Annotated in this window: 19 protein-coding genes; 11 read left to right on the top strand and 8 right to left on the bottom strand. The window is 58.0% G+C overall.

Translation table 11 applies throughout. The features are described from left to right. The first annotated feature begins 238 nt into the window (after positions 1 to 238). From iolG to iolB, 8 genes are read left to right on the top strand one after another with little or no spacing between them, the layout of a single operon-like run. Complete coding sequence (gene iolG, locus L977_RS21405) at positions 239 to 1,225, top strand: inositol 2-dehydrogenase (RefSeq protein ID WP_023294280.1); 987 nt, start codon at positions 239 to 241, stop codon at positions 1,223 to 1,225. Positions 1,226 to 1,256: 31 nt separating this feature from the next. Then, positions 1,257 to 2,186, top strand: a complete 930-nt coding sequence (locus L977_RS21400; RefSeq protein WP_008502118.1) for a sugar ABC transporter substrate-binding protein — start codon at positions 1,257 to 1,259, stop codon at positions 2,184 to 2,186. Positions 2,187 to 2,240: 54 nt separating this feature from the next. Beyond that, complete coding sequence (locus tag L977_RS21395; RefSeq protein WP_014884793.1) at positions 2,241 to 3,788, top strand: sugar ABC transporter ATP-binding protein; 1,548 nt, start codon at positions 2,241 to 2,243, stop codon at positions 3,786 to 3,788. Between the two features lie 11 nt (positions 3,789 to 3,799). Continuing rightward, a complete protein-coding gene (locus L977_RS21390) occupies positions 3,800 to 4,828 on the top strand; it encodes an ABC transporter permease (protein WP_014884792.1) in 1,029 nt (342 codons plus the stop codon). A gap of 8 nt (positions 4,829 to 4,836) precedes the next feature. Then, positions 4,837 to 5,970, top strand: coding sequence for a Gfo/Idh/MocA family protein (locus L977_RS21385; RefSeq protein WP_047626890.1), 1,134 nt, complete (start codon positions 4,837 to 4,839; stop codon positions 5,968 to 5,970). Between the two features lie 12 nt (positions 5,971 to 5,982). Beyond that, complete coding sequence (locus tag L977_RS21380) at positions 5,983 to 7,887, top strand: bifunctional 5-dehydro-2-deoxygluconokinase/5-dehydro-2-deoxyphosphogluconate aldolase (RefSeq protein ID WP_023331065.1); 1,905 nt, start codon at positions 5,983 to 5,985, stop codon at positions 7,885 to 7,887. 11 nt (positions 7,888 to 7,898) lie between these two features. Further along, complete coding sequence (iolE, locus tag L977_RS21375; RefSeq protein WP_047626889.1) at positions 7,899 to 8,789, top strand: myo-inosose-2 dehydratase; 891 nt, start codon at positions 7,899 to 7,901, stop codon at positions 8,787 to 8,789. A gap of 9 nt (positions 8,790 to 8,798) precedes the next feature. After that, entirely contained in the window at positions 8,799 to 9,623 is an 825-nt protein-coding gene (gene iolB, locus L977_RS21370) for a 5-deoxy-glucuronate isomerase (RefSeq protein WP_047626888.1), read from the top strand. A gap of 49 nt (positions 9,624 to 9,672) precedes the next feature. Here the strand turns inward: iolB and L977_RS21365 are convergent, their stop codons facing one another. Genes L977_RS21365 through L977_RS21355 form a run of 3 tightly spaced genes read right to left on the bottom strand, consistent with a single transcriptional unit; the run spans position 9,673 to position 12,174 of the window. After that, complete coding sequence (locus L977_RS21365) at positions 9,673 to 10,416, bottom strand: alpha/beta fold hydrolase (protein ID WP_047626887.1); 744 nt, start codon at positions 10,414 to 10,416, stop codon at positions 9,673 to 9,675. Between the two features lie 11 nt (positions 10,417 to 10,427). Continuing rightward, on the bottom strand, positions 10,428 to 10,895 hold the full coding sequence (locus tag L977_RS21360) for a DUF6130 family protein (RefSeq protein WP_045268329.1): 468 nt from the start codon (positions 10,893 to 10,895) through the stop codon (positions 10,428 to 10,430). Between the two features lie 49 nt (positions 10,896 to 10,944). Next, positions 10,945 to 12,174 (bottom strand): MFS transporter, encoded by a 1,230-nt coding sequence (locus tag L977_RS21355; RefSeq protein ID WP_047626886.1) that lies wholly within the window; start codon positions 12,172 to 12,174, stop codon positions 10,945 to 10,947. Positions 12,175 to 12,269: 95 nt separating this feature from the next. On the opposite strand from L977_RS21355, the gene L977_RS21350 reads away from it, so the two are divergent. After that, complete coding sequence (locus L977_RS21350; protein ID WP_047626885.1) at positions 12,270 to 13,160, top strand: LysR family transcriptional regulator; 891 nt, start codon at positions 12,270 to 12,272, stop codon at positions 13,158 to 13,160. Here L977_RS21350 and L977_RS24135 read toward each other — a convergent pair. Further along, positions 13,157 to 13,327, bottom strand: a complete 171-nt coding sequence (locus L977_RS24135; protein WP_023337595.1) for a YfgG family protein — start codon at positions 13,325 to 13,327, stop codon at positions 13,157 to 13,159. The genes L977_RS21350 and L977_RS24135 overlap by 4 nt on opposite strands. 371 nt (positions 13,328 to 13,698) lie before the next feature. Here L977_RS24135 and L977_RS21340 point away from each other — a divergent pair, with 371 nt between their 5' ends. Continuing rightward, positions 13,699 to 15,939 (top strand): EAL domain-containing protein, encoded by a 2,241-nt coding sequence (locus L977_RS21340; protein WP_045281134.1) that lies wholly within the window; start codon positions 13,699 to 13,701, stop codon positions 15,937 to 15,939. Between the two features lie 4 nt (positions 15,940 to 15,943). On the opposite strand, the gene ppx is transcribed toward L977_RS21340, so the two are convergent. The 4 genes from ppx to purM all read right to left on the bottom strand — a co-directional run bounded on the left by ppx (position 15,944) and on the right by purM (position 21,422). Next, on the bottom strand, positions 15,944 to 17,482 hold the full coding sequence (gene ppx, locus L977_RS21335; RefSeq protein WP_014884781.1) for an exopolyphosphatase: 1,539 nt from the start codon (positions 17,480 to 17,482) through the stop codon (positions 15,944 to 15,946). A 3-nt stretch (positions 17,483 to 17,485) separates the two neighbouring features. Beyond that, positions 17,486 to 19,546 (bottom strand): polyphosphate kinase 1, encoded by a 2,061-nt coding sequence (ppk1, locus tag L977_RS21330; RefSeq protein WP_014884780.1) that lies wholly within the window; start codon positions 19,544 to 19,546, stop codon positions 17,486 to 17,488. Between the two features lie 200 nt (positions 19,547 to 19,746). Beyond that, the gene (gene purN / locus L977_RS21325; protein WP_045268325.1) at positions 19,747 to 20,388 is read right to left on the bottom strand and encodes a phosphoribosylglycinamide formyltransferase; all 642 of its coding nucleotides are present in this window, start codon (positions 20,386 to 20,388) and stop codon (positions 19,747 to 19,749) included. After that, entirely contained in the window at positions 20,385 to 21,422 is a 1,038-nt protein-coding gene (purM, locus tag L977_RS21320) for a phosphoribosylformylglycinamidine cyclo-ligase (RefSeq protein WP_045268324.1), read from the bottom strand. Before purM ends, purN begins: the two co-directional genes overlap by 4 nt. A gap of 266 nt (positions 21,423 to 21,688) precedes the next feature. Between purM and L977_RS21315 the strand changes: the two genes are divergently transcribed. Beyond that, the gene (locus tag L977_RS21315) at positions 21,689 to 23,119 is read left to right on the top strand and encodes a 6-phospho-beta-glucosidase (protein WP_014884777.1); all 1,431 of its coding nucleotides are present in this window, start codon (positions 21,689 to 21,691) and stop codon (positions 23,117 to 23,119) included. Positions 23,120 to 23,165: the final 46 nt, after the last annotated feature.

Genomic DNA, 23,165 nt, shown 5'->3' with positions numbered 1-23,165 from the left:
GAACATAGAGGGGACGAATCGGTGCGGTTTTTACTCCCTCTCCCTGAGGGAGAGGGCTGGGGTGAGGGGGAAATGGCTGTTCTCCTATGTTGTGAGATTGATAACAAAATTTATCTCATTCATCTCAAAAGTGTTAACCTGCACTCAAAAACATAATTTTCACTATTTATAAAAATGAAATAAATGTTTTATTTATAGGGTCGTTAGTTCACAGCATTCACCAACACCGGGAGCCGTTATGTTTAACATTGCTTTACTGGGCGCTGGCCGAATTGGCCAGGTACATGCAGCTAACATTGCCAGCCACGGCGCGACCACGCTCTGGTCCGTGGTTGACCCGAATCAGGAATTTGCCACCCGTCTCGCCACGCAGTATCAGGCCCGTCAGCAGAGCCTGGATGAAGCGATGACCGACCCTAACGTTCACGCCGTGCTGATTGCCTCCGCGACCGACACCCACGCCGATCTGATTGAAATGGCCGCCCGCCATGGCAAAGCCATCTTTTGCGAAAAGCCGGTACACCTCGACCTTGCCCGCGTGCGCGACTGCCTGAAAGTGGTCAAAGAGTACGATGTGCCGCTGTTTATCGGCTTTAACCGCCGCTTTGACCCGCAGTTCCGCCGGGTGAAAACCGACGCCCAGGCCGGGCGCATCGGCAAGCCGGAATCGCTGCTGATTATCTCCCGCGACCCGTCTCCGCCGCCTGCAGAGTACGTGCGCGTCTCTGGCGGCATGTTCCGCGATATGACCATTCACGACTTTGATATGGCGCGCTTCATCATGGGCGAAGAGCCGGTGTCGGTCTATGCCCAGGGCAGTAACCTGGTCGATCCGGCGATTGGCGAGGCGGGGGATATCGACACCGCATTTATCGTTCTGAAATATGCCTCCGGCGCGATGGCGACCATCGTCAACAGCCGCCGCTCATCTTACGGATACGACCAGCGCCTGGAGCTGCACGGCTCCGAAGGGCTGCTGTGCGCGGGCAATATTCTGGAAAACCAGGTGCAGCACTACGGCAAACAGGGCTGCACCAGCGCGCTGCCGGAACACTTCTTCCTGCAGCGCTACAAATCCGCTTACGCCGCGGAATGGGAACACTTTGTTGCGGTCCTGCGCGGCGAAGCGGTGCCTGACTGCAGCGGTGATGATGGTGAACGTGCGCTGTACCTCGCGGATAAAGCGCTGGAGTCGCTGCGTAGCCAGCGCGAGATCGTCCTCTAAACACAACCACCCTACACAGAGAGACATAATAATGAAAAAACTGATCGTAGCCGCCCTCATCGCCATGACGTCCGGGGCTGCCCTCGCCGAAAACGAGCAAATTGTTTTCAGTACGCCAAACCTGGCCATGCCGTTTGAAGTACACATGCAGCGCACGGCGGTGAAAGCCGCAAAAGAGATGGGCGTGAAGCTTCAGGTGCTGGACGGGCAGGGCAGTTCACCGAAACAGGTGGCTGACCTGGAAAATGCCATCACCCGTGGGGCGCAGGGCTTTATCGTCTCCCCGAATGACGTAAACGCCGTCTCCAGCGCGGTAGATGAAATTCAGGATGCGAAGCTGCCGGTGGTGACCCTTGACCGCTCCGTCGACAGCCAGAAAAAAGTGCCGCACTTCGGGGCTAACAACTACAAAGGCGGCCAGGCGATTGGCGACTTCGTGAAAACCAAATTCCCCGACGGGGCGGAGATTATTCTGCTGACCGGTCAGCCGGGCTCCTCCTCCAATATTGAACGCACCAAAGGGATCCGCGACAGCCTGAAGGCGGGTGGGGATAAGTACAAGATCGTCGCCGATCAGACCGGAAACTGGATGCGTTCGGAAGGGATGCGCATCGTGGAAAGCGTTCTGCCTTCTCTGCCGAAACGCCCGCAGGTGATCCTCTCCGCTAACGACGATATGGCGCTGGGCGCGATTGAAGCGCTGCAGAGCCAGGGCGTCAAGCCGGGCGAAATTCTGGTCACCGGTTTTGATGCGGTACCGGAAGCGCTGGCCCGCGTGCGCGACGGCTGGCTGGCGGTAACGGCGGATCAGCGTCCGGGCTTTGCGGTGCAGACGGCGATGAGCCAGCTGGTGGCCAACGTGCGCGAGAAGAAAGCCATCACCGGGGCCGACTACCCGCCGACGCTGATCACCAAAGAGAATCTGCAGCAGGCTGAACGTATCGGTGAGGCCGGTAACTGACGTATCCGCAGCCGCCGCGCGAGCGGCGGCGCACTCTAAAGGAGGAGCAGACCGATGTCGCAACCCTTACTGAAAGTGACCGACCTGGCCAAAAGTTTTTCCGGCGTCTGGGCGCTGAGCAGCGCTCAGCTGACCGTCGGCGCGGGGGAGATCCATGCCCTGCTGGGGGAAAACGGAGCGGGAAAATCCACGCTGCTGAAGGCGCTCGCGGGCGCGCAGCCGCAAACCCGGGGGGATATCTGGTTTAACGGCGAAATGCTGCCGGTGGATGATTCCCCTGTTGAGCGGCAAAACAAGGGCATTATCACCATCTATCAGGAATTTAACCTGCTGCCCAATATGACCGTCGCGGAAAACATGTTTCTCGGGCGCGAACCGCGCAAACGTAACCTGATCGTCGACGAAAAAGCGGTTAACCAGGAGGCGCAGGTCATTCTCGATTACCTGCAGCTGAACGTTGCGCCAACCACGCCGGTGGCCCGCCTGAGCGTCGCCCAGCAGCAGATGGTGGAGATTGCCCGGGCGCTGACCCTCAACGCCAGGCTGATTATCATGGATGAACCTTCTGCCGCGCTGAGCGACAGCGAGGTGGAAAGCCTGCACCGCGTGGTGCGTGAGCTGAAAAACCGCGGGGTGAGCATTATTTACGTTACCCACCGTCTGCATGAAGTTTTCCAGCTCTGCGACCGCTTCACCGTTTTCCAGGACGGCCGTTTCACCGGTACCGGTGCGGTGGCGGAAACCAACGTTGAGCAGCTGATCCGCCTGATGGTCGGGCGCGACGTGGCCTTTAATCGTCGTCCGGCCAGCGAAACGCATCATGAAGACAAACCCGTCCGCCTGGCGGTGAAGGGGCTGAGCCGCGAGAAGCCGCCGCTCGATCCCCACGGCATTGCCCTGCACGACATCAGCTTCCACGTCCACGCCGGGGAAGTGTTAGGGATTGCTGGCCTGGTGGGTGCGGGGCGTACCGAAGTGGCGCGCTGTCTGTTCGGCGCAGATGCCTTTACCTCCGGCAGCTTTGAGCTGGACGGCGTGCCGTACCAGCCGCGCGACCCGCTCTACGCCCTCGATCAGGGCGTGGCGCTGGTACCGGAAGACCGTAAAAAAGAGGGGGCGGTGCTGGGGCTGTCGATTCGCGACAACCTGTCGCTCTCCTGCCTCTCCTCGCTGCTGCAGTGGCGCTGGTTCGTGAATACCCGCAAAGAGGACGATCTGATTGAGTCCTACCGCCAGGCGCTGCAGATCAAAATGGTCAACAGCGCGCAGGAGGTACGCAAGCTATCCGGCGGTAACCAGCAAAAGGTGATCCTCGCGCGCTGCATGGCGCTCAATCCTCGCGTGCTGATTGTCGATGAGCCGACGCGCGGTATCGACGTGGGCACCAAATCGGAAGTGCACCAGGTGCTGTTTGAGATGGCGAAAAAGGGCGTGGCGGTGATCGTGATCTCCTCCGATCTGCCTGAAGTGATGGCGGTATCTGACCGGATCATCACCCTCAGTGAAGGGCGGGTGACCGGCGAGATCCACGGTGACGACGCTAACGAAGAACGGCTGATGACGATGATGGCCATCAACCACAACGCCCTGAACGCGGCATAACGGAGTTTCTCATGACGCAGATGATTTCTAAAACGCAGGCCCCGGTCAAACGCGCCGGACGCATCGATCCCATCGCCTTCTTCGAGCGATTCGGGGTGCTGATTTTCATGATCCTGCTGCTGATCTTCTTCCAGTCGCAGAACAGCAACTTTTTCTCTGAACGCAATATTTTCAACATTTTAACCGAAGTCTCCATCTACGGGATCATGGCCGTGGGGATGACTTTCGTCATCCTGACCGCCGGGATCGATCTCTCCGTCGGCTCCATTCTGGCGGTGTGCGCCATGACTGCGGCGTACGTGATCAAGGGCGACAACTTCACCACCGTCGACCCGAACGCCTGGGGTGGCATGAGCTGGCTGATTGGGCTGGGGATTTGTCTGGCGATGGGCACGGCAATTGGCTTCCTGCATGGTCTGGGCGTCACGCGCCTGCGCCTGCCGCCGTTTATTGTCACCCTCGGCGGGATGACCATCTGGCGTGGCCTGACGCTGGTGATTAACGACGGCGCGCCGATTGCCGGTTTCGACCCGGGTTACCGCTGGTGGGGGCGCGGGGAGTTGCTCGGCATCTCCATTCCCATCTGGATATTCGCCCTCGTCGCCCTCGGGGGGTATCTGGCGCTGCATAAAACCCGCTGGGGCCGTTTCGTCTACGCCATTGGCGGAAACCCGGAGGCGGCACGTCTGGCGGGGGTGAACGTCAAGCGCGTGCTGGTCAGCGTCTACGTGCTGATTGGCTGTCTGGCGGGGCTGGCGGGCTTCATTCTGAGCGCGCGTCTCGGAAGCGCCGAGGCGGTAGCCGGGATCTCCTTTGAGCTGCGCGTCATCGCCTCGGTGGTGATCGGCGGTACCTCGCTGATGGGCGGTTACGGGCGTATTGGCGGCACCATTATCGGCTCCATCATCATGGGCATTCTGATTAACGGCCTGGTGCTGATGAACGTCTCAGCCTACTACCAGCAAATTATCACCGGATTAATTATCGTTCTGGCGGTGGCGTTTGACACCTACGCCAAGAGCCGTCGCGGCGCACTGTGAGGATCATGATGAAAGAGGTTCGTATTGGATTGATTGGCACCGGGTATATCGGCAAGGCGCACGCCATCGCCTATGCCCAGGCCCCGACGGTGTTCAACCTGCGCGGCAGGCTGGTGCGCGAGATGGTGGCGGAAGTTACGCCGGAACTGGCGGCAGCGCGGGCGCAGGCGTTTGGCTTCAACCGCTCCACCGGGGACTGGCGGGCGCTGGTGGCCGACCCGGCCATTGACGTGGTGGATATTTGCTCTCCCAACCATCTGCATAAAGAGATGGCGCTGGAGGCGATCCGTCACGGCAAACACGTCTACTCCGAAAAGCCGCTGGCGCTCAACGCCCATGACGCGCGTGAAATGGTCGACGCCGCAAAGCGGGCAGGGGTGAAAACGCTGGTGGGGTTCAACTACATGAAAAACCCGACCGCGCAGCTGGCGAAGGAGATTATCGCGCGCGGCGAGATTGGCGAGGTGATCCACTTCTACGGCACTCACAACGAAGACTATATGGCCGACCCGCTCTCGCCCATTCACTGGCACTGCTTCAAAGAGACCGCAGGCCTGGGGGCGCTGGGCGACCTCGCGGCGCATATCGTCAATATGGCCCAGTACCTGGTGGGAGATATCGAGCAGGTCTGCGGCGACCTGAAGATCGTGGTCCCGGCACGTCCGGCGAAGGCGGGTTCGACAGAGATGATTGCCGTCGAAAACGAGGATCAGGCCCACGCGATGGTGCGTTTTGCGGGCGGGGCGCAGGGCGTCATTGAAACCTCCCGCGTCGCCTGCGGCCGCAAGATGGGGCTGTCGTATGTCATCACCGGGACGAAAGGTGCCATCAGTTTCACTCAGGAGCGCATGGCCGAGCTGAAGCTCTATCTGCATGACGACCCGGTGAACCGTCAGGGGTTCCGCACGCTGCTCGTCGGCCCGGCTCACCCGGACTACGGTGCGTTCTGCATGGGTGCAGGCCATGGGATTGGCTTTAACGATCAAAAAACGGTGGAGGTGCGTGACCTGGTGGACGGGATTGCCGCCGACGCGCCGATGTGGCCGGACTTCGAAGAGGGCTGGAAGGTGTCTCGCGTGCTGGACGCGATAGCACTCTCACACCTGGAAGGCCGCTGGCTGAACGTGAACGACATTGTCTGAAGAGGGTTCAACGTGGAAAAGCAGTTTGATGTGATATGCATGGGCCGCGTGGCGGTAGACCTCTACAGTCAGCAAATTGGCGCCCGTCTGGAAGATGTGTCGAGCTTCGCCAAATATCTTGGCGGGTCGTCCGGCAACGTGGCGTACGGCACCGCGCGACAGGGGTTACGCTCGTCGATGCTGGCGCGCGTCGGCGATGAACATATGGGCCGCTTCCTGCGGGAAGAGTTAAACCAGGTGGGCTGCGATACCAGCCATCTGATTACCGACAAAGAACGCCTCACGGCGCTGGTGCTGCTCGGCATTAAAGACCGGGACACTTTTCCTCTGATTTTTTATCGCGATAACTGCGCGGATATGGCGATTACCGCCAGCGATGTGGACGAAAGTTACATTGCCTCCGCACGGTGTCTTGCCATCACCGGAACTCACCTTTCTCATCCCCAGACCCGCGAGGCGGTGCTGACGGCGCTGGGCTATGCCCGCCGCCACGGCGTGCGCACGGTGCTGGATATCGACTACCGTCCGGTGCTGTGGGGGCTGACCTCCTTAGGTGACGGGGAAACGCGCTTTATCGCCGCCGATAAGGTCACCCGCGAGCTGCAGGAGGTGCTGCACCTCTTCGACGTGATTGTCGGCACCGAGGAGGAGTTCCACATTGCGGGCGGCAGCACCGATACCTTGCAGGCGCTGGCGCAGGTGCGTGGCGTGAGTCAGGCTACGCTGGTCTGCAAACGCGGCGCGCTGGGCTGTTCGGTCTATACCGATGCCATTCCGCCTCGTCTGGACGACGGCCTGACGGTGACCGGCGTGCGCGTCGAGGTGCTGAATGTCCTCGGCGCAGGGGACGCGTTTATGTCCGGCCTGCTGCGCGGTTACCTGAACGACGAAGGCTGGGAGCAGGCGTGCCGCTATGCCAATGCCTGCGGTGCGCTGGTGGTCTCCCGCCACGGCTGCGCTCCGGCGATGCCGAGCAAAACAGAGCTGGATGATTATCTTTCCCGCGCCGCACGTGTTCCGCGCCCGGATCTTGACCCGCGTCTTAACCATCTCCACCGGGTGACGACCCGCCGCCGCGAATGGCCGGAGCTGTGCGTGATGGCTTTCGACCATCGCAGCCAGCTGGAAGAGATGGCGCTGCAGTGCGGTGCGTCGATCGGGCGCATTCCGGCACTGAAGCAGCTGATCCTCCAGGCCAGCCGCGAGGCGGCAAACCGCGCCGGGCTGGAGGGTAAAGCCGGTCTGCTGTGCGACGGCACCTTTGGTCAGGATGCGCTAAACGCCATTACCGGGGAAGGGTGGTGGATTGGTCGTCCCATCGAGCTGCCGGGCTCCCGGCCGCTGGAGATGGAGCACGGTAACATCGGCACCCAGCTCATCAGCTGGCCGCAGGAGCACGTGGTGAAATGTCTGGTCTTTTTCCATCCGGAAGATGCCCACGGCCTGCGCCTTGAGCAGGAGCAGAAAATCGCCGAGGTGTACCACGCCTGCTGCCAGTCCGGGCATGAACTGCTGCTGGAGGTGATATTGCCCGCCAGCATGCCGCGCAGTGACGCGCTCTACCTGCGCGCCATCTCCCGTTTCTACAACCTGGGGATTTACCCTGACTGGTGGAAACTGCCGCCGCTCTCAGCCAGCGGCTGGACGGCACTGAACGAGATTATCGAACGTCGGGACCCGCACTGCCGCGGGGTGGTGATCCTCGGTCTGGATGCCCCGGCAGAGCAGCTGCGTGCCGACTTCAAAGCCGCCGCAGGGCAGACGCTGGTTAAAGGCTTCGCCGTGGGGCGCACGCTGTTTGGCGACGCCTCCCGCGCGTGGCTGAAACACGATATTGACGATGCGCAGCTGGTGGCGCGCATCCGGGACAACTACCTGCAGCTTATCGCCTGGTGGCGCGAGCGCGGACACGCATAATGGAGAAGACAATGAGTGTACAACTGGGCATTAACCCGCTGACGTGGACGAACGACGATCTGCCTTCCCTCGGCGCGGAGACGTCGCTGGAGACCTGCCTGAGCGAAGGCAAAGAGGCCGGTTTTGCCGGTTTCGAACTGGGCAATAAATTCCCGCGCGAGGCGCGCCTGCTCGGCCCGATTTTACAGCGCCACGACCTGAAGCTGGTCTCCGGCTGGTACTCTGGCCGCCTGCTGGAGCGCAGCGTGGAGGAGGAGATCGCCGCCGTGCAGCCCCACCTGACGCTGTTGCGCGAGCTGGGGGCGAAGGTGCTGGTCTTTGCGGAAGTGAGCGGCTGTATTCACGGCGAGCAGCAGACCCCGGTGCATCTGCGCCCGCGCTTCCCGCAGGAACGCTGGAAGGAGTACGGGGAGAAGCTCAGCGAATTTGCCCGCTATACGCAGCAGCAGGGGGTGCAGATTGCCTACCATCATCATATGGGCACGGTGATTGAATCCGCCGACGACGTGGACAACCTGATGACCCACACCGGTGTGGAAGTGGGTTTACTGCTGGATACCGGCCATCTGACCTTTGCCGGAGCCGACCCGCTGGCGGTGGCGCAGCGCTGGGCGTCGCGCATCAACCACGTTCACTGCAAAGACGTGCGTGCCGACGTGCTGGCGGACGTTAAAAACCGCAAAACCAGCTTCCTCGATGCGGTGTTAAGCGGCGTATTTACCGTACCGGGTGACGGATGCGTCGATTACCCGCCGATCATGCGGCTGCTGAAAGCGCAGGATTATCACGGCTGGCTGGTGGTCGAGGCGGAGCAGGATCCGGCGATTGCCCATCCGCTGACCTATGCCCGTCTGGGGTATAACAACCTGAGCCGCCTGGCGCACGACGCCGGGCTTATCTGAGGAGGTGACATGTCACGTCTGTTATCACGCTGGCAACAGCCGAATGCTGAGGGGCGCACCCAGTCCGTTACGCCGGAAAGTGCGGGTTGGGGATATGTCGGTTTTGAGGCATATGAATTGCAGGAGGGGCAGGTGCTGACGCTGCCCGCCATCAACGAAGAGCGCTGCCTGGTGCTGGTCGCCGGACGCGCCTCCATCAGCACGCCCTCCGCGCAGTTTAACGATATTGGTGAGCGGATGAGCCCGTTTGAGCGCATTAAGCCGTGGGCGGTGTACGTCACCCCGCAGGAGACGGTGCAGATAAAGGCGCTGACGACGCTGGAGCTGGCCGTCTGCGCTGCACCGGGCAAAGGCACATACCCGACGCGGCTGATTGCGCCGCAGGACATCGACGGCGAGGCGCGCGGCAAGGGGCACAACCAGCGCTATGTGCATAACATTCTGCCGGAAGGTAAATCTGCCGACAGCCTGCTGGTAGTGGAGGTCTGGACCAACGAAGGGTGTACCAGTTCCTACCCGAGCCACAAGCACGACACGGATAACCCGCCGCAGGAGACGTACCTGGAGGAGACCTACTACCATCGTCTTAATCCGCAGCAGGGGTTTTGCATGCAGCGCGTCTACACCGACGACAGAACGCTGGACGAGTGCATGGCGGTCTACGACCGTGATGTGGTCATGGTGCCGAAGGGATATCACCCGGTGGCGACGATGGCCGGGTACGATAGCTATTACCTCAACGTGATGGCCGGCCCGGTACGCAAATGGATGTTTACCTGGGAAGAGGACCACGCGTGGATTAATCAGGATTATCCCGCTACAGGCAAGCACTGAAGCGGGTTTTTTGCCGGGTGGCGCTGCGCTTACCCGGCCTGTGAAACGCTTACCTTGCTTCTAACGCCTGCTCAATCGTTCGGGCGATGGCCTCTGGCTGGCTCACCATCGACACGTGACTCGCCGCGACCCCGGTGGTTTTCGCGTGGATCGTCTTCGCCATAGTGCGCTCAAGCGCGGGGTTAATCATCCGGTCATTCTCACTCACCACATACCAGCTCGGCTTATTGTGCCACGCGGCGTGAGTGACCTTTTCGCCAAATGCATCGGCTTTAATTGGCCCCTGCGTGGCGGCGATGGTCAGTTGTTCAGCCGGTTTCACATCCGGTGCGAAATCCTTCCTGACGGCTTTGGTCGGCAGGTATAAGTCGCCGTCAGCCGTTTTAGCGATGCCTGCACTTCCGGGCGGGGCCGGGAAGGTATTCGCCAGCTCTGCCGTCGACTGGCCGGAATCCGGCGCGAACGCCGCCACGTAAACCAGCGATTTAACCCGTGCATCGTTGCCCGCTTCGCTAATCACGGTGCCACCCCAGGAGTGACCGACCAGCACGACGTCCCCCTTAGCACGGGCGATGGCGCGCTGGGTGGCCGCAACGTCATCTTTTAGCGACGTAAGCGGGAGCTGAACGGCGATAACCTCGGTATGGTGTTTTTGCAGCCGGGTAATCACCTTATTCCAGCTGCTGCCGTCGGCAAACGCGCCATGTACCAGCACGACGCTGGTTTTATTTTCCGCAAAAGCGCTGGCCGAAAGCGCCAGCAGGCCTGCTGTCAGTACAGACAGTGCTTTCATCTTCAGGCTCCTTAAAAATGGTGGATCGCCGCGTGGGGCGGCACGGTGAATTCGAGGGTTTTGTGATCGAGGGGCTTATGCGTCGGATCGGCCAGAATAATCGTCACCTTGTGCTTACCGGCGGGCAGACCCACCAGAATCACCGGCTCTCCGCTGGCGTCAGCCCAGTGCCACGGCGCGTCATCTACCACGACGTGGATGTGGCCGATGCGAGGTGTGACTTTCAGCGCGTCGGGCCCAAATACAGGTTCAATGCGCAGGTTTTCGGCCCGGTACTGAATAAACACCGCGCCTTTGCTTAGCGGCCCGGCAAGCGGTGGATCGACTATCAGCTTTGCGGGCGGCTGCGGCTGTGCCAACGGCGCAACGGCGGCTGGGCCATTAACATCGGCGGCGCTGAGGTTGCCCAGCGGTGTGGCCTGGACATGCGCTACAGATGCCAGGGCGAGTACGGGTAAAAGTACATATCGACGAATCATCGGTCTCTCTCCTCCGGTTATGAATGACGACAGGGAAAGAAAACCATTTTTATGTATCGGTGATATTTGCCTGAGGCGGTGTTTTGTACCCGTTTGTCTGCGTGGTGCGCTGGATACAGTGCGTTACAGTTTGCCTGCCGGGACGGCGCACAATCGCCATCGCCAGCCCGGCAATCACCAGCGTCAGCCCCGTTGATACCCACATTGTTCCGGCTATCCCCAGCGTTTTGTTTAACCATGCACAGGCAAACGGTGAAGCCGCTGCTGTGAGCTGGCCAGGAATAAGCAGCATACCGGTGCGGCGGGCATAGCTCTCCACGCTAAACAGCTCCAGCGGCAGGTTCGCTTTGACTATCGTCATTAGCCCGTTGATGGCACCGAAACCCAGCACAAACCCGGCGGCACACCAGGCAAACCGGGTGCTGCTTAGCCCAATCAGAAAGCAGAGCGGCATGGCAAGGGCGGTGAAAAGGGACAGTTTGAACGGCGTTAAGCGGGCACCCGCCAGCACCTCCAGCGAGCGAGCCCCCGTCTGGCCTATCCCCCACAGGATGCCAATCGTGACCGGCAGGCCGAAGCTGGCGATAAACTCCGGCAGATGGGTAGACGTACCGCTGGAGACAAAGGTGAAAAGGGCGATGAAGGCTGCATAAAGCCAGCCGTTTCGTCGTTCGTTGCGCAGAGGTGGCGCGGTGACCTTTGTCGTCACCGTTAGCCGCTGCCGGGGAAGCGAGCGGATCAGCGCCGCGCTCAGCAGGCCAAAGAGGGCATAAACCCTTAGCGCCTCTTGCCAGCTCATAAGGTGGAGCAGGCCATCACCCAGCGGCCAGAAGACGGCGGATGCCAGCCCGCCCGCCAGCGTGACGCGTGAGATTGTTCTTCGCGCCTGCTGACCGTAGAGGTTCACCAGCGCGGCGAACAGCGCATCGTACAGCGACAGGCGCATCCCGATGCCGGTGATCAGCCAGACGCAATACCAACCAAATAACGTCTGGGTATATGCCATACCCGCGCAGCCTGCGGCGATCAGCAACGTGCCACTCATCACCACCCTCTGGCCGCCAAAGTGTGCCAGCAGGTGGGCGACGAAAGGGGAAGCCGCCGCCATCACCAGCATTGCCAGCGTCAGGCCGAGGTAAATCTGTGGTGATGACCACCCCCGATCGGCTGATATCGCCAGCGCGAAGGTACCGGGCATATAAAACGAGATCCCCCAGTTGATGAGTTGATGACATCCGGCAGTGAGGGCGAGTCGACGAGGCAGGGCAGGAGTTTCCATTGTTTCATTCCGTTATGCAGTTGTCCCCAGCATAGCGAGCGAGGTATTGTGCAAACAGGTCTGCAACCTTATGCGCGGTATAAGAGAAACTTTGAATGACGACGCTTAATCTGGGCTATCTCGCGACGTTCCGGCTGGTGATCCAGCGCGGAAGTTTTTCCGCTGCGGCGGATCTGATGGGCATTTCCCAGCCCGCTGTCAGCATGCAGGTACGTCAGCTGGAGCAGTTTTTGCAAACGCGCCTGGTGGAACGTACCGGGCGAGGCATTAAGGCGACGGCCGCCGGAGAGGCCCTGCTGGCCCACGGGGAACGCATTCAGCAGGTGGTGGATGAAACCCTCCAGTCCGTGGGTGCGTTCAGACACGATGTTAGCGGGACCATTACGCTTGGCACGGGGGCGACGGCCTGTATCCATCTTTTGCCGCCGTTACTGGAGCAACTTCGCCGCGACTATCCGCTCCTGCGGGTGGGCGTAACCACGGGCAACACGCTCGACATCGTCCGGGCTATCGAAGAGAACCGTCTCGATATGGGGCTGGTGACGCTGCCGGTCAGCGGCAAAGCGCTGGACGTCATGTCGGTGATGGACGAGGAGTTTGTCTTTATTGCTTCGCAGGCGCAGCAGGACGCTTTCAGGCACTTAACCCCGGAGGTGCTCCATGCTCAGTCGCTGATCGCCTTTGAGTCAGGCAGCAGTACCCGGACGCTCATTGATGGCTGGTTTGCTGCCAGCGGATTAACGATCGCACCGGTGATGCAGCTTGGCAGCATTGAGGCGATTAAGCGTATGGTTCGCGTGGGGCTGGGCTACAGTATCGTTCCAGGAATGGCGGTAGCGCATGAGGCTGACCGTGAAGGGCTGTGCGTGATGTCGCTGACGCCCATGCTGCAGCGACAGCTGGCTATCGTAATGCGGCAGGATAAGATCCTTAGCAAAGGGATAGCAGGAATTATTCGGCTGGTGCAAAACCATCCGGCGGGCTAGCGGTCAGCGGCGTCGACGTTCAGGCTGGACTGCTGCGACTGGATCTTGTCCTGATGGTGATACCAGGCGCCAATGGAAGAGTAAACGAAGCGGCCAAAGAAAAACAGAAAGCTGATGAGCAGTATGATGCGGGTCATTCGGGTGTTAAAACGGTGTCGTTTGCGCATACGCGTGGCCTGACTCTCTCTCTTTTTCCTGGGCATGCCCTTTTGGGCGATGGGGATATTAAGGCACAGCGGAAAGACAGGGTCAATTCCGCAATGTGTAAATAAGCGTCAGTGTTTACATTAATTATTGTTATTGAAATTGATTGTTGCATTTACCATATTGATAATATGAGGAAAATTATTTCAAAAAAAACGCATGTAAGGCTTATTTGCATAAAATAGTTTGATTTAAGTCAACGGATTCCCGGCTCTGGTATTTAAAATCCCTCCTCCACATTGTTCGCCCTGCACATCACCGGGGCGGCGTCAGGTCAGGTTGGATGCCTGTCTTTATTTTCCCTCTGGAGTAAAAGGGGTTTAACCGGGCATCTATGAACATTTTCGCTTTTCTTAAAAACAATAAAAACCGCTGGTGGGCATTGCCGCTTATTTTGCCGGTGGGGTTACTGCCCGTGCTGAGCGTGGCGAATACGTTCACGCAGCTGGGCGACGGAATTGCGGCGCTCTATTATTTACCGCTCTCTTTTTTGCTTTCGCTGATGATGTTTTTTGGTCTGGAAGCTCTGCCCGGTATTGTACTGGCGCTGTTTATTCGCTATTACCCGTCGGTCGGGCTGTTCGAAACCGTCGCCGGTGTGTTCCATTTTATCGTCCCGTTAGTGCTCAGCTGGGGCGGCTATCGGGTTTTTGCGCCCAGACGAAATATGACGGCCTATGGCGACGTGCGGCTGATGGCGCAGCGTATGTTCTGGCAGGCCTTCTGCCCTGCGACGCTGTTTCTGGTGCTGTTCCAGTTTGCGGTGTATCTCGGCATATATGAGAGTCGTCAGAGCCTGGCGGGGCTGAACCCTTTTAATATTCGCACGCTGATTAACTATCAGGCCCTGCTGGTCAGCGGGCTGACGGGCGTGCCGCTAAGTTATCTGCTGATCCGCCTGATTCGCCATCCGCGTTATCTCAACAGTCTCATCTCGCAGATCCGTAGCCAGATAGACGCAAAAGTGACGCCCGCTGAGTTTCTGATTTGGGCTGTTGCGCTCGGCGGGCTGATTTCGCTGCTGCTGCTCCCGATGAATGAAAACAGTTCCATTTTCACCACCAACTATACCCTGTCGTTGCTGATGCCGGTGATGCTCTGGGGGGCGATGCGCTTTGGCTATAAGCTGATTTCGCTTATCTGGACGCCGATACTGCTGGTGTCTATCCACTATTTTTACCGCTATATCCCAATGAACCAGGGATACGACATTCAGCTGGCGATCACCTCTTCCAGTTACCTGGTCTTTTCGTTCGTGGTGATTTACATGTCGATGCTGGCGACCCGGCAGCGCGCGGTGAACAAGCGTGCCCGCAGGCTGGCGTTACTCGACCCGGTTATGCATATGCCTAACCTGCGGGCGCTGTCGCGCGATCTGGCGAAAAACCCGTGGTCGGCGCTCTGTTTAGTGCGTATTCCTGAGCTGGAGATTCTGGGGCGTAACTATGGCGTGTTGCTGCGCATTCAGTACAAACAGCGGCTGGCACAATGGATTAATGCCAGGCTCCAGTCCAACGAAAAGGTTTATCACCTCACGGGCTGTGACCTGGCGATTCGCCTTAACGCGGAATCGCACCAGCAGCGGATTGAAACTCTGGACGAACATATCAAACAGTTCCGCTTTATCTGGGATGGCATACCGTTGCAGCCGCAGGTGGGCGTGAGCTACTGCTATGTACGTTCGCCCGTCAACCACCTCTATCTGGTGCTGGGCGAGCTGGGGGTAGTGGCTGACCTGTCGCTCTCCTCTAACCACCCGGAAAACCTTCAGCAACGTGGTGCCGTCCACCTGCAGCGTAGCCTGAAGGATAAAGTCGCGGTGATGAGTCGCCTGCAGCGTGCGCTGGATAACAACGAATTCACGCTGCTGGTTCAGCCCGTGCGCGGCCTGCGGGGGGACAGCTATCACGAAGTGCTGCTGCGCATGACCGATGCAAACGGGCTGTTAATCTCGCCTGAACAATTCCTGCCCGTTGCCCAGGAGTTTGGACTCTCTTCGCGGGTGGATTTGTGGGTACTGGACCACACGCTGCGCTTCCTTGCAGCGCACCGCGAGAAACTGCCCGGCCAGCGCTTTGCCATTAATCTGGCCCCTTCAACGGTGTGTCGGGTGCAGTTCCCGCTCGAGGTGAGTCGTCTGCTGACCCACTATGCCATCGAGCCGTGGCAGCTGATCTTTGAAGTGACGGAGTGCAGCACCTTCTGCAACGCGGAACAGGCGCTACACATCCTCAGGCAGTTGCAGAAAATGGGGGTACGCATTGCGATTGATGATTTCGGTACCGGTTATGCGAGCTATGCGCGGCTGAAAAGCGTGGATGCCGACATTCTCAAGATTGACGGCAGCTTCATCCGTAATATCGTCAACAACAGTCTGGACTATCAGATTGTGGCGTCTATCTGCCATCTGGCACGCATGAAGAAGATGCTGGTGGTGGCGGAGTATGTCGAGACCGAAGAGATACGTAGCGCGGTTCACGCGCTAGGCATTGATTATGTGCAGGGTTATCTGATTGGCAAGCCGGTTGCACTTGAGTCACTGGCGGAAACTGAGGCGTCCACCGCGGACGCCTGAGTCATCATGCGGCGACGTCGGCGCTCTCTTCCTTGATTTTGAGCATCCAGCCGGTGACCGCTTCCCAGTACTGCTGCTCTTTTTCCAGATCCAGCAGGACCAGCGCGTTCTGGCTGAACCAGTCGTGCGGGAAGCTCAGCGTCCAGTGGTGATCGTCGGTTGTCAGCTTCAGCGTCGGCGGCGTCGTGGTGGCCTGACGCTGGTTATTGAGCAGCACGCCCAGACGCAGCAGCTGGATGAGTGGCAGGAACTGCTTCTTCTTGAACAGCGTGAAGCGCGGCAGATCGTCGAGCTTGATGGCCTTGCGGTGATAACGCACCAGCGTCGCCATCATGGTTTGCTGCTCCTGGTTAAAGCCAGGCAGATCGCTGTTTTGCAGAATATAGGCCGAATGGCGGTGCATTCCGCTGTGATTAATGTTCAGCCCCACCTCATGCAGCATCGCGGCCCATTTCAGCAGGGCGGCAAGCTGCGGGTGCGCGAGCTTAGGATTCTGTTCTTCCCACTGTTCGTACATCTGGACCGTTGTTTCCAGCACGCGCTTCGCCTGCTCGCGGTCGATGTTGTACTGGTTGGCCAGGCTTTGCGCGGTGCGGCTGCGAATGTCCTGATGGCGGAAGCGGCCTTCCATCTCATACAGCACGCCTTCACGCAGCGCACCGTCGGAGAGACGCAGCTCCTTAATGGCAAGCGCATCAAACACGCCGCAGAGGATAGCCAGACCCGGTACAAATACCGCCTTACGTTCGTCAGAAAGACCCGGCAGGCTTAGGGCGTCAAAACTTTTATGCTTCAGCACTTCTTCGGTCAGCAGGGTCAGGCGTTCAGGCGTGATAAACCCGTCTTTTTCACCCATTGCCAGCAGGACTTCATGCGCCGCCTTGATGGTACCCGACGCGCCAAGCGCCACGTTCCAGCCCTGAATACGGTACTGCCAGGCCAGATTTTCCAGCTTCTGGACTGCGGCCATACGCGCCCGCTGGAAGTTTTCACGGGTGATGGCGCCGCCCGGGAAATACATCTGCGCGAAGCTGACGCAGCCCATACGGCGGCTTTCCACCAGACGCGGCTCAAAGTCTTCGCCGATCACCAGTTCCGTAGAACCCCCGCCAATGTCGATAACCAGCTTGCGCCCTTTTTCCGGCTGGGTGTGCTCAACACCCATGAAAATCAGACGCGCTTCCTCGTTACCGGAGATGATCTCAATCGGGTAGGGGATCACTTTTTCGGCTCGCTTGAGGAACTCCGGGGCGTTCAGCGCCTGGCGCAGCGTGTGAGTCCCCACAATGCAAACGCTGGAAGGCGAGAAGCCCTGCAGGCGCTCAGCAAACAGGGACAGGCAGTTTAAGCCGCGCTCCATCGCCTCTTCGCTCAGCATGCTGCGTTCATCAAGACCATCCGCCAGGTGTACGCGCTGCTTCAGACGACCGATGATCTGCAGCGCGCCATCCACCTCACGGGCGATGACCATGTGGAAACTGTTAGAGCCAAGATCGACCGCGGCGAATTCCTGCGGGCGTGGGGTCTTATCATTTATCGGCATAGGTTAATCGGGTTGCTCGAGTGATTTGATATAGTCGTAAATCGCCAGTTGCGACCGCACTTTACGACGATTGCCGCGCGGTACATAGCGGTTACTGAGTTCTTTGTCGATATAGCGCGCTTTCACCGTATCGCTGAACAGGATCTCGATAATGTCGAGGATACGCTGTTTCAGACGCGGATCCAGCAGCGGGGTCGCGACTTCAATTCGATAGTCAATATTGCGCGTCATCCAGTCTGCCGAAGAGAGATAGACCTGTTTATCACCCGCATTATCGAAAATATAGACCCGATCGTGTTCCAGGTAGCGATCAACAATGCTGATAACGCGAATATTGTCGCTGATGCCTTCCAGTTCCGGGATCAGCGAGCACATGCCGCGGATCAGCAGGTTAACCGGCACGCCGGAGCTGGACGCCGCATACAGACGGTCCACCAGACCTTTATCGACCAGGTTGTTAAGCTTCAGCGTGATGCCAGATGACAAACCTTTCTGGGCATTGGCGATCTCTTTATCGATCATATCGTACAGCAGGCGGCGCGAGTTCTGCGGCGAGACCAGCAGATAGTCAAAGCTCACCGGGCGGTACGGGTTCTCAATAAAGTTAAATACACGGCGCACTTCGTTAGTGATGCGGGCGTCGGCGGTGAGCAGCGAGTAGTCGGTGTAAATCCGCGCCGTTTTCTCGTTGAAGTTCCCGGTTCCGATGTGGGCATAACGCACCACGTCTTCGCCCTCTTTACGGGAGATCAGGAACAGCTTGGCGTGAATTTTCAGCCCAGGCGCGGAGAAGATGACGTGCACACCCGCTTCCGTCAGGCGGCGCGCCCAGTGAATGTTGGCTTCTTCATCGAAACGTGCCTGCAGTTCTACTACCACGGTCACTTTTTTGCCGTTGTGCGCCGCATGGATCATCGCGTCGATGATGCGGGAATCTTTTGCCACGCGGTAGATGTTGATTTTGATCGCCAGCACGCTCGGGTCGAAAGAGGCCTGACGCAGCAGTTCAAGCACGTGTTCAAACGTGTGGTACGGATAGTAGAGCAGGACGTCACGTTCGCGAATGGCGTCAAACCCGTTGCGGAATTTATCAAACCAGAGATGGCGCAGGCGCGGCAGCGGCTTGTTCACCAGGTTGGCTTTGCCAACGTTCGGGAAGCCAATAAAGTCTTTAAAGTTGTGGTAACGGCCACCGGGTACGATGGAGTCATAGCGCGAAATGGTCAGTTTCTCGCGCAGCATCTCCACCATGGCGTCCGGCATATCGCGCTGGTAAACAAAGCGGACCGGCTCGGCCGTCAGGCGCTGTTTCAGGCTGGAGGACATCAGCTCCATCAGGCTGGCTTCCATCTCGTGGACCAGGTCGTATTCGGCGTCACGGGTCATCTTCATCGAGTAGGCGTTTAGCGCATCGTAGTCGAAGAAGCCTTTGAAGATGTCGTCCAGACAGTAACGCAGGATGTTATCCAGCAGGATCATTGGCTTGCGTCTGCGCGGGGTTTCCGGCGGCAGGTTCACAAAGCGCGGCACCTTGTCAGACGGGATCTCCAGCAGCGCGTAGCTGATGGACTCACCGCGAATAATTTCCACGGCCAGATAGGTGTAGTCATCCTTCAGGAACTGCACCAGGTCGGTTTCGCGGTTAATCAGAATCGGGGTAATGTGCTGGCGGAGATAATGTTTGAAGTAGTGGCGCAGCCAGTTTTGTTGGTTAACGGAAAGCTGACGTTCGTTAATCAGGAAGATTTGATTGCGTGCCATCTCCAGCAGCAGTTCGTTATACAGGCCGTCAAACTCCTGATCGGCTTTCAACACGCGGGACTGGATTTTACCCAGCAGATGACGCGAGTGAGAATTTAAGCCCTGTTCTTCGCTGATGATGATCCGTCTTTTCAGCTCGGCAAAGCGAACCTTGTAGAACTCATCCAGGTTGTTGGAATAAATGCCCAAAAAACGCATGCGTTCGATCAGCGGGTTACTTTTGTCGGCCGCTTCCTGGAGTACACGTTCGTTAAATGCTAACCAGCTTAGCTCTTTCTCGATATATAACTTTTCCTGACCCATTACAGCTCACACTCCAGTTCAATCACAGGACGTGGTAAATCCGTCTCGTCCTTATTATGGCGAGCATTTCCACGATATGTCCAACAGTGCCAGAAAAGTATGACAGTTATTTTTTTTATTGGGGATTTTAGAGAGTTGGGGGAGGCAATATCGGGTAATGCAATAAGTCGGGTAAGCGTAGCGCCACCCGACATAACTAACTACTCTTCGGCCGCATAACCCTGAGGCGGAAGCTTAACGCCGTCCAGCCAGGCTGCACCGTCGCGCATTTCAAGACGCCCGTCAACAAACCAGCTGACCACCAGCGGGTAGATGGCGTGTTCCTGGGTTTGCACGCGCTCGGTCACGTCGTCTTCGTTGTCGCCATCAAAGACCGGGACTTTCGCCTGCAGGATCACCGGGCCACCGTCCAGTTCGTCGGTGACGAAATGCACAGAGGTACCGTGCTCCTCATCGCCATTTTCCAGCACCTGACGGTGGGTGTGCAGGCCGGGATATTTTGGCAGCAGGGAAGGGTGGATATTCAGCAGTCGCCCGGCGAAGTGTTCGACAAACGCCGGGCTCAGAATACGCATATAGCCCGCCAGTACGACCACGTCCGGTGCATAGGCATCAATCTCGTGAACCAGTTCGCGGTCGAAGGCTTCACGCCCGGTGAACTGGCTGGCTTCCAGCGCGTGTGCGGGAATGTTCTCTTGCCGCGCGCGCTCAAGGCCGAACGCGTCGGCCTTGTTGCTGAATACTGCCCGAATGGTGCCGTTAATTTTCTTCTGTTTACAGGCGTCTATGATGGCCTGCAAATTACTTCCGTTGCCGGAAATGAGCACCACGATGTTTTTCATTCAATGACCACACGCTCTGCGGAATCGGAGGCTTTAATCGTACCGATTTTCCACGCGTTTTCACCTTTCTCGGTCAACAGCTTAACCGCTTTATCGGCTTCGCTTGCTGGCAGGGCGATAACCATGCCCACGCCGCAGTTAAAGGTGCGGTACATTTCGTGAGAACTCACGTTGCCTGCGGTCTGCAGCCAGTTAAAGACTGCCGGCCACTGCCATGAGGATTCGTCGATCACCGCCTGGGTGTTATCCGGCAGGACGCGCGGAATGTTTTCCCAGAAGCCGCCGCCGGTCAGGTGGGCAATGGCGTGAACGTCAACGTTCTCGATAAGCTCCAGCACGTTTTTCACGTAGATGCGGGTCGGGGCCAGCAGATGGTCAGCCAGCGGTTTACCTTCAAGCTCAGTGGTTTGTGGGTCGCAACCGCTGACTTCGAGAATTTTACGCACCAGAGAGTAGCCGTTGGAGTGTGGGCCGCTGGAAGCCAGCGCAATCAGCACATCACCATCAGCCACTTTGCTGCCGTCGATAATTTCTGATTTTTCTACTACACCGACGCAGAAGCCTGCGACGTCATAATCTTCGCCGTGATACATGCCAGGCATTTCCGCGGTTTCACCGCCCACCAGCGCGCAGCCGGACTGCAGACAGCCTTCGGCGATACCGTTAATGACGCTGGCTGCGGTATCCACATCCAGTTTGCCGGTCGCGTAGTAATCGAGGAAGAACAGGGGTTCTGCACCCTGAACCACCAGGTCATTCACGCACATCGCAACCAGATCGATACCGATCGTGTCGTGACGTTTTAAATCCATCGCCAGGCGCAGTTTGGTGCCTACGCCGTCAGTTCCCGAGACCAGAACAGGTTCACGATATTTTTGCGGCAGCGCGCACAGTGCGCCGAATCCACCCAGACCACCCATCACTTCCGGGCGGCGGGTTTTTTTCACCACACCTTTGATTCGGTCAACCAGCGCATTACCTGCGTCAATATCAACACCGGCATCTTTGTAGCTGAGAGAAGTTTTGTTGGTCACGGCTCAAGTCCCCACGCGATTGCATAGCTAGTAAGAAAAATCGGCGCAATTCTAACAGCCCAGGCAAACGTTTGCGAGCCTATTCTCGGTGCAGGGATCTTTTTTTCTCTCTGGCCTTTGCGGGGCAACAAACTTGACTCTGTTCACGAAAATGAAACCGGTTTCGGCGATCTGCTTGCAACGGATAACCCCTTTGCACATCATCGAACTGAAACCGGTTTCTGTAATTGTTTTTGCAGAAAATAACGCAGAATGAGGGAAAGCGAATGTCAGGATTTAAAGCAGATTTTCTGTGGGGTGGTGCCGTTGCAGCGCATCAGCTGGAAGGCGGCTGGAAAGAGGGCGGCAAGGGCGTAAGCGTTGCTGACGTCATGACGGCGGGTGCGCATGGCGTACCGCGTGAAATCACCAACGGCGTGCTGGAAGGGAAGAATTACCCTAACCATGAAGCCATTGATTTCTACCATCGTTATAAAGAAGACATCAGACTCTTTGCCGAGATGGGGTTCAAATGTTTCCGTACCTCCATCGCCTGGACGCGTATCTTCCCGAAAGGCGACGAGCGGGAGCCTAATGAGGCTGGCCTGAAATTCTATGACGATCTGTTCGACGAATGCCTGAAGTACGGCATCGAACCGGTTATTACGCTTTCTCACTTCGAGATGCCTTTCCACCTGGTGACGGAATACGGCGGCTGGCGCAACCGTAAGCTGATCGACTTTTTCGTTCGTTTTGCAAAAGTGGTCTTCCAGCGCTATCAGCATAAAGTGAAATACTGGATGACCTTCAATGAGATCAACAACCAGGCTAACTTCCACGAAGATTTTGCGCCTTTCACCAACTCCGGGTTGAAGTATGCGCCGGGTGAAGACCGTGAGCCGGTCATGTTCCAGGCCGCGCACTACGAGCTGGTGGCCAGCGCCCTGGCGGTGAAGGCGGGACGCGAAATTAATCCGTCGCTGCAGATCGGCTGCATGATTGCTATGTGTCCTATCTATCCGCTGACCTGCGCGCCGGACGATATGATGATGGCGATGAATGCGATGCACCGTCGCTACTGGTTTACCGACGTGCACGTCCGCGGTAAGTACCCGCAGCATCTGCTCAACTACTTTGAACGTCGCGGGTTCGCGCTGGATATTACCGACGAGGATAAAGCAGCGCTGCGCCAGGGTTGCGTTGATTATATCGGCTTCAGCTATTACATGTCCTTTGCCACCAAGGCGACGGCGGACAACCCGCAGCTTGATTACGACGAGAGCAAGAGCCTGGTCTCTAACCCGTATGTGCAGAAATCCGACTGGGGCTGGCAGATTGACCCGGTTGGGCTGCGCTACTCCCTGAACTGGTTCTGGGATCACTACCAGCTGCCGCTGTTCATTGTTGAAAACGGCTTTGGCGCGATTGACGTGCAGGAGAGTGACGGCACGGTAAACGATCGGTACCGCATTGATTACCTTTCTGCGCACATCCGCGAGATGAAAAAAGCGGTGGTGGAAGATGGTGTAGACCTGATGGGCTACACCCCGTGGGGCTGTATCGACCTTGTGTCTGCCGGCACCGGTGAAATGAAAAAACGCTACGGCTTTATCTTTGTAGATAAAGACAACGAAGGGAACGGCACGCTGAACCGCAGCAAGAAAAAGTCCTTCGACTGGTATAAGCAGGTGATTGCGAGCAACGGCGAGCAGCTATAATTGCCCGGTGGCGCTGCGCTTACCGGGCCTACGGGACGTGTAGGCC

The organism is Enterobacter sp. ZOR0014, assembly GCF_000798855.1.
GTDB classification, from domain to species: Bacteria; Pseudomonadota; Gammaproteobacteria; order Enterobacterales; family Enterobacteriaceae; genus Enterobacter; species Enterobacter kobei.
The sequence above is the reverse complement of the archived record's forward strand: the minus strand, read 5'-3'. Positions and strand labels throughout refer to the sequence as shown.

Bases quoted from the DNA above. Each gene is read 5' to 3' on its own strand.
- iolG (WP_023294280.1), top strand. From the start codon at position 239: ATGTTTAACATTGCTTTACTGGGCGCTGGCCGAATTGGCCAGGTACAT.
- L977_RS21400 (WP_008502118.1), top strand. From the start codon at position 1,257: ATGAAAAAACTGATCGTAGCCGCCCTCATCGCCATGACGTCCGGGGCT.
- L977_RS21395 (WP_014884793.1), top strand. From the start codon at position 2,241: ATGTCGCAACCCTTACTGAAAGTGACCGACCTGGCCAAAAGTTTTTCC.
- L977_RS21390 (WP_014884792.1), top strand. From the start codon at position 3,800: ATGACGCAGATGATTTCTAAAACGCAGGCCCCGGTCAAACGCGCCGGA.
- L977_RS21385 (WP_047626890.1), top strand. From the start codon at position 4,837: ATGAAAGAGGTTCGTATTGGATTGATTGGCACCGGGTATATCGGCAAG.
- iolE (WP_047626889.1), top strand. From the start codon at position 7,899: ATGAGTGTACAACTGGGCATTAACCCGCTGACGTGGACGAACGACGAT.
- iolB (WP_047626888.1), top strand. From the start codon at position 8,799: ATGTCACGTCTGTTATCACGCTGGCAACAGCCGAATGCTGAGGGGCGC.
- L977_RS21365 (WP_047626887.1), bottom strand. From the start codon at position 10,416: ATGAAAGCACTGTCTGTACTGACAGCAGGCCTGCTGGCGCTTTCGGCC.
- L977_RS21360 (WP_045268329.1), bottom strand. From the start codon at position 10,895: ATGATTCGTCGATATGTACTTTTACCCGTACTCGCCCTGGCATCTGTA.
- L977_RS21355 (WP_047626886.1), bottom strand. From the start codon at position 12,174: ATGGAAACTCCTGCCCTGCCTCGTCGACTCGCCCTCACTGCCGGATGT.
- L977_RS21350 (WP_047626885.1), top strand. From the start codon at position 12,270: ATGACGACGCTTAATCTGGGCTATCTCGCGACGTTCCGGCTGGTGATC.
- L977_RS24135 (WP_023337595.1), bottom strand. From the start codon at position 13,327: ATGCGCAAACGACACCGTTTTAACACCCGAATGACCCGCATCATACTG.
- L977_RS21340 (WP_045281134.1), top strand. From the start codon at position 13,699: ATGAACATTTTCGCTTTTCTTAAAAACAATAAAAACCGCTGGTGGGCA.
- ppx (WP_014884781.1), bottom strand. From the start codon at position 17,482: ATGCCGATAAATGATAAGACCCCACGCCCGCAGGAATTCGCCGCGGTC.
- ppk1 (WP_014884780.1), bottom strand. From the start codon at position 19,546: ATGGGTCAGGAAAAGTTATATATCGAGAAAGAGCTAAGCTGGTTAGCA.
- purN (WP_045268325.1), bottom strand. From the start codon at position 20,388: ATGAAAAACATCGTGGTGCTCATTTCCGGCAACGGAAGTAATTTGCAG.
- L977_RS21315 (WP_014884777.1), top strand. From the start codon at position 21,689: ATGTCAGGATTTAAAGCAGATTTTCTGTGGGGTGGTGCCGTTGCAGCG.